Below are 5,619 nucleotides of genomic sequence, written 5' to 3'. Positions count from 1 at the left end.
GCGATCGGTGTCGCGGCGGGCCCTCGTGCGTGCGGTCGTGCGGTGGTCCCGTTACTGGGCGGGGATGATCGAGGTCAGCCAGGTGAAGGCACCCGGCACCATCTTCTTCCACTGCTCGGTGGTGTGCGGGCCGGTGCCCTCCTCCACCTGGACGGTGGTCGGGGCCTTGGCGGCGGCGCGGATCGCCTCGCCGTCCTCGAAGCCGTCGCCCTTGGAGGCGCTGATCAGCATGGCGACCTTCGGCGGCTGCTGGGCGGCCTTGAGGATGTTGACCGGGTTGTTGGCCTCGCGCAGCTTCGGGTCCTTGCCGACCAGCGAGTCCTTCTCGTTCGCCGGGTCGTTGTAGCCGGACATCGCGATGGCGGCCCGGTACCGGTTGGGGTGGGCCAGCGACAGCTTGGCCGCGCAGTGCGCGCCGGCCGAGTAGCCGGCGATGGCCCAGCGGTCCGAGGACGGGTCGGCGCGGAAGTTGTCCAGCACCATCTGCGGGACGTCGCGGGTGATCCAGGCGTCGGCGTTGATCTTGCCGGGGATGTCGGTGCAGCCGGCGTCCTGGCTGTTGCCGAGCAGCACGGTGCGCGGCGAGACCAGGATGAACGGCGCCACCTTGCCCTGCTGCATCAGCGGCTTGAGCTGCTCGGAGACCTTGAGCGTGCCGTACCAGGTGGAGGAGGAGCCGGGGAAACCGGGGATCAGCTCGACCACGGGGAACTTCTTGTCCTTGTACGCCGGGTCGTTGTACTGCGGCGGCAGCCAGACCAGGACCTCGCCGTCGACGCCGGAGAGCTGACCCTTGAGCTCGGTCTTCTGCACGTCGCCCGGGACCAGCGGGTCGTTCACGCCGCCGAAGCTCTGCTTGACCTTGGGGTGTTCCTTGGCGGCGTCACCGCTCCCGGCGGCCTGGTCCGACGGCGGCACCGGGGGCACCGCCCGGACGTGGTTGCCGGTGCCGAGCAGGTCGTCCCAGTTGCCGTAGATCAGGTTGGCGTTGTTGACCATCACGAAGACCATCAGGACGGCCGTGACCTGGCAGAACATGATCATGACGATCCGGGAGAGGACCTTCACCGGCTCGGGGCCGCCGACCTTCCCCCAGAACAGCAACGCCACGGTGATGGACACCGGCACAAGAAGGACGGTGAGGAGGAAGAATGGCGTACCTGTCAGTTCCATCGCGTTCTCGTATCCGGGTCGCTCGCCGCCCGGGCCCCAGTCGCCCGAACGCACGTCAATGTCATCAGACGGCCGACGACCGATGATCGGTTGCCGTCCGATTCTGTGCGGAACCTGAGAGGAACATCACTTTCCGGTGATGAACCCCCTTCGGACCGGCGCCTAGTCTGTCACCCGGACGATGGCCGTCCGGACCAGATGTTCAGCGAACTTCCAGGAAAGGTCCCCCGCGGAACCTTACCTCCCAGGGCGTTCGCGCCGCCGGGCGAGGCGGTGCGAACGCGTAGAACCCGGCCAGGGAGACTATGGGGATGAGCATCACCCGCTTTCGCCCGTCCCCACGCCTCTGGCCCGTGTGCGCCGTCCTGGCCCTCGCGGTCACCGCCGCCGGATGCAGCAGCACCGGAGGCAGACGCGCCGAGGAGGCGCGCGCCAAGGCCGCGGCCGCCGGCGGCAGCGCCGTCACCACCCCGCGCTGGAAGGTCGCCATGGTGACCCACTCCGGTGCGGGCGACGCGTTCTGGGACACCGTGCGCAAGGGTGCCGAGCAGGCCGCCGCCAAGGACAACATCACCTTCCTGTACTCCAACGACGCGCAGACCCAGAACCAGGTCCAGCTCGTCCAGGCCGCCATCGACCAGAAGGTGGACGGCCTGCTGGTCACCCTCGCCAAGGGCGACGCGATGGCCGACGTCCTGGCGAAGGCCAAGGCGGCCGGCATCCCCGTGATCACCATCAACTCGGGCCAGGAGTACTCGCAGAAGTTCGGCGCGCTCACCCACATCGGACAGGACGAGTCCACCGCCGGCCAGGCGGCCGGCACCGAGCTGGCCGCCCGCGGCCGCAAGAACGTGCTCTGCGTCATCCACGAGCAGGGCAACGTCGGCCAGGAACAGCGCTGCTCCGGTGCCCAGGCCAAGTCCGGCGGATCCTTCCAGGTGCTCTACGTCAACGGCGTCGACATGCCCGACGCCCGCGCCGCGATCTCCGCCAAGCTCCAGGCCGACCCGGCCATCGACACCGTGCTCACCCTCTCCGGCGCGATGGCCGCCACCGGGCTGCAGGCCGTCCAGGACGCCCGCCGCTCCGTCGAGTTGGACACCTTCGACCTGGGCCCGCAGGTGGTGGCCGGGCTCAAGTCCGGCAGCGTCGGCTTCGCCGTCGACCAGCAGCCCTACCTGCAGGGCTACGAGGGCGTCGACCTGCTCTGGCTCTACAAGTCCAACCTGGACATGCTCGGCGGCGGCAAGCCGGTCGAGACCGGCCCGCAGATCCTGACCAAGGACAACGCCGACGCGCTCGCCGAGTACGTGGCGAGGGGGACCCGGTGAGCGGTCAGGACCTCCTCGCCCAGGACGGCCTCGCGCAGGACCGCCCGGCGGCCCTGCGGCGGATCCTGGCCCGCCCGGAGCTGGGCTCGCTGATCGCCGCCGTCGCGGTGTTCCTGGTCTTCGCCACCGTCGCCGGGCCGTTCCTGCGGGTCGGCTCGCTGGGCACCGTGCTCTACGCGGCGTCCACCATCGGGATCATGGCGGTGCCGGTCTCGCTGCTGATGATCGGCGGCGAGTTCGACCTCTCGGCCGGCGTGCTGGTCACCACCGCCGCGCTGACCTCCTCGATGGTCTCCTACCAGTTCACCGCGGTGACCTGGGTCGGCGTGGTGGTCTCGCTCGCGACCACGCTGGCGATCGGCTGGTTCAACGGCTGGATGCTCGGCCGGACCAGGCTCCCCAGCTTCATCGTCACCCTCGGCACCTTCCTGATGCTGACCGGCGCCAACCTGGGCCTCACCAAGGCGATCTCCGGCACCGTCTCCACCAAGTCGATCGCCGACATGGAGGGCTTCGAGTCCTGCCGCCGGCTGTTCGCCTCCGAGGTCACCATCGGCGGGCTGACGATCAAGGCGACCGTCTGGTGGTGGCTCGGCCTGCTGGTGGTCGGCAGCTGGGTGCTGCTGCGCACCCGCTTCGGCAACTGGATCTTCGCCGTCGGCGGCGACGCGGACGCCGCCCGCGCGGTCGGCGTGCCGGTCGCCCGGACCAAGACCGTGCTCTACCTGGGCGTCGGCTTCGGCGCCTGGGTGCTCGGCCAGCACCTGCTGTTCTCCTTCGACACCGTGCAGTCCGGCGAGGGCGTCGGCAACGAGCTGATCTACATCGTCGCGGCCGTCATCGGCGGCTGCCTGATCACCGGCGGCTACGGCTCGGTGGTCGGCTCCGCGCTCGGCGCGCTGATCTTCGGCATGGCCAGCAAGGGCATCATCTACGCCCAGTGGAACCCGGACTGGTTCAAGTTCTTCCTCGGCGCGATGCTGCTGATGGCCGCCCTGCTGAACGCCTACGTCAAGCGCCGGGCCGAACGGGGGCCGCGATGAGCACCGGAGCCGAGATGAACGACGAACTGCTCTCCCTCGACGGGGTCGGCAAGAGCTACGGCACCGTCCGGGCGCTGCGGGACGTCTCGCTGACCCTGCGGGCCGGCGAGATCAGCTGCGTGCTCGGCGACAACGGGGCCGGCAAGTCCACCCTGATCAAGATCATCGCCGGGCTGCACCGGCACGACGAGGGCACCTACGCCGTCGGCGGCGAGGAGGTCCGCTTCGACTCCCCGCGCCAGGCCCTGGACCGCGGCATCGCCACCGTCTACCAGGACCTCGCCGTCGTCCCGCTGATGCCGGTCTGGCGCAACTTCTTCCTCGGCTCCGAGCGCGGTACGCGCCGCTGGGGCGGGCTGCGCCTGGACGCCGACGGCATGCGCGCCACCACCCGGGCGGCGCTCGCCGAGATGGGCATCGACCTGCACGACGTCGACCGGCCGATCGGCACCCTCTCCGGCGGCCAGCGCCAGTGCGTGGCGATCGCCCGCGCGGTGCACTTCGGCGCCAAGGTGCTCGTCCTGGACGAGCCCACCGCCGCGCTCGGCGTCAAGCAGTCCGGGGTGGTGCTGAAGTACGTCACCGCCGCCCGCGACGCCGGCCTCGGGGTCGTGCTGATCACCCACAACCCGCACCACGCGTACCTGGTCGGCGACCACTTCACCCTGCTCAAGCGCGGCCGGATGGCGGGCAGCCACCCCCGCGCCGAGATCAGCCTGGAACAGCTCACCACCGAGATGGCCGGCGGCTCCGACCTCGCCGAACTCTCGCACGAGCTGGCCCGTCCCTCCCTTCCCGACTCCCGTGAGGAGCGTCCGCAGCCGTGACCAGCCCTCAAGGCACCACCCGGCCGCCCGTCCTGCCCACCCTGCTCGGCCTCGGCCCGCGCGCCGAGCGCCGCCGCCGGGCCCTGCCCGCGGGGATACTGCGACTGCCCACCATCGGCGTCGACATCGGCGGCACCAAGGTGGTCGCCGGAGTGGTGGACGGCGAGGGCAAGGTGCTGGAGAAGCTGCGCACCGACACACCGGACAAGAGCAAGAGCCCCAGGGTCGTCGAGGACGTCATCGTCGAGCTGGTGCTGCAGCTCTCCGACCGGCACGACGTCCACGCGGTCGGCATCGGCGCGGCCGGCTGGGTCGACGCCGAGCGCTCCCGGGTGCTGTTCGCCCCGCACCTCAACTGGCGCAACGAACCGCTCCAGCAGGCGCTCAGCGAGCGGCTGCGGTTCCCGGTGATCGTGGAGAACGACGCCAACGCGGCCGCCTGGGCCGAGTGGCGCTTCGGCGCCGGTCGGGGCGAGGACCACATGGTGATGCTCACCCTGGGCACCGGCATCGGCGGCGCCGTGGTCCGGGACGGCTACGTCGACCGCGGCAAGTACGGGCTGGCGGGCGAGTTCGGGCACATGCAGGTGCTGCCCGGCGGGCACCGCTGCCCGTGCGGCAACCGCGGCTGCTGGGAGCAGTACTCCTCGGGCAACGCGCTGGTGCGCGACGCGCGCGAGCTGGTCGCCGAGGAGTCCCCGGTGGTGCAGCCGCTGCTGGCGCGGGCGGGCGGGACGGTCGAGGGCATCACCGGCCCGCTGGTCACCGAGGCCGCCCAGGAGGGCGACCCGACCGCCATCGAGCTGCTCTACGAGGTCGGCACCTGGCTGGGCGTCGGCATCGCCAACCTGGCCGCCGGGCTGGACCCGGGCCGCTTCGTCATCGGCGGCGGCGTCTCGGAGGCCGGCGACCTGCTGCTCGGACCGGCCCGGGACACCTTCCGCCGCACCCTCACCGGCCGCGGCTTCCGCCCCGAGGCCGCCATCGTGCACGCCGCCCTCGGCAACGACGCCGGTCTGGTCGGCGCCGCCGACCTCGCCCGCCAGGTGGCCCGGCGCTTCCGCACCATCAAGCGCCGCCGGGTGGAGCGCAGCGCCCTGTAGGGCGGGAACGGGGGATCACGGGGCGGGGGGGCGGCGGGGCCCCCCCCCCCGGGGGGGGGGCCCCGGGCAAAAACCCCCCCCGGGGGCAACCGGGGGGTGTTGGTGTAAAACCCCCCAGGGACCAAAAAAGTTTAGTGGACGA

General features: G+C 71.3%; 5 protein-coding genes. 4 read left to right on the top strand and 1 reads right to left on the bottom strand.

Translation table 11 applies throughout. The features are described 5' to 3' along the window. Window positions 1-51 precede the first annotated feature (51 nt). Window positions 52-1,173 (bottom strand): alpha/beta hydrolase, encoded by a 1,122-nt coding sequence (locus tag ACFV04_RS43015; protein WP_380349000.1) that lies wholly within the window; start codon window positions 1,171-1,173, stop codon window positions 52-54. A gap of 311 nt (window positions 1,174-1,484) precedes the next feature. Between ACFV04_RS43015 and ACFV04_RS43010 the strand changes: the two genes are divergently transcribed. Genes ACFV04_RS43010 through ACFV04_RS42995 form a run of 4 tightly spaced genes read left to right on the top strand, consistent with a single transcriptional unit; the run spans window position 1,485 to window position 5,477 of the window. Further along, window positions 1,485-2,504 (top strand): sugar ABC transporter substrate-binding protein, encoded by a 1,020-nt coding sequence (locus ACFV04_RS43010; RefSeq protein ID WP_380349002.1) that lies wholly within the window; start codon window positions 1,485-1,487, stop codon window positions 2,502-2,504. Next, window positions 2,501-3,547: an ABC transporter permease gene (locus ACFV04_RS43005; protein WP_380349003.1), complete on the top strand. Its 1,047-nt coding sequence runs from the start codon at window positions 2,501-2,503 to the stop codon at window positions 3,545-3,547. The genes ACFV04_RS43010 and ACFV04_RS43005 overlap by 4 nt, the downstream gene beginning before the upstream one ends. Beyond that, window positions 3,544-4,374 carry an ATP-binding cassette domain-containing protein gene (locus ACFV04_RS43000; RefSeq protein WP_380349005.1) on the top strand — a complete coding sequence of 277 codons (831 nt, stop codon included), beginning with the start codon at window positions 3,544-3,546 and terminating at the stop codon, window positions 4,372-4,374. The genes ACFV04_RS43005 and ACFV04_RS43000 overlap by 4 nt, the downstream gene beginning before the upstream one ends. Continuing rightward, on the top strand, window positions 4,371-5,477 hold the full coding sequence (locus ACFV04_RS42995) for an ROK family glucokinase (RefSeq protein ID WP_380349007.1): 1,107 nt from the start codon (window positions 4,371-4,373) through the stop codon (window positions 5,475-5,477). The genes ACFV04_RS43000 and ACFV04_RS42995 overlap by 4 nt, the downstream gene beginning before the upstream one ends. Window positions 5,478-5,619: the final 142 nt, after the last annotated feature.

Origin of the sequence: Kitasatospora sp. NPDC059599, from assembly GCF_042735125.1 — a bacterium.
Taxonomy (GTDB): Bacteria; Actinomycetota; Actinomycetes; order Streptomycetales; family Streptomycetaceae; genus Kitasatospora.
Note: the sequence above shows the minus strand (reverse complement) of the source record. Positions and strands in the feature narration are given on the sequence as shown.

What these genes read in the sequence shown, in the direction of transcription:
- ACFV04_RS43015 (WP_380349000.1), bottom strand. Translation starts at nt 1,173, where the DNA reads ATGGAACTGACAGGTACGCCATTCTTCCTCCTCACCGTCCTTCTTGTG.
- ACFV04_RS43010 (WP_380349002.1), top strand. Translation starts at nt 1,485, where the DNA reads ATGAGCATCACCCGCTTTCGCCCGTCCCCACGCCTCTGGCCCGTGTGC.
- ACFV04_RS43000 (WP_380349005.1), top strand. Translation starts at nt 3,544, where the DNA reads ATGAGCACCGGAGCCGAGATGAACGACGAACTGCTCTCCCTCGACGGG.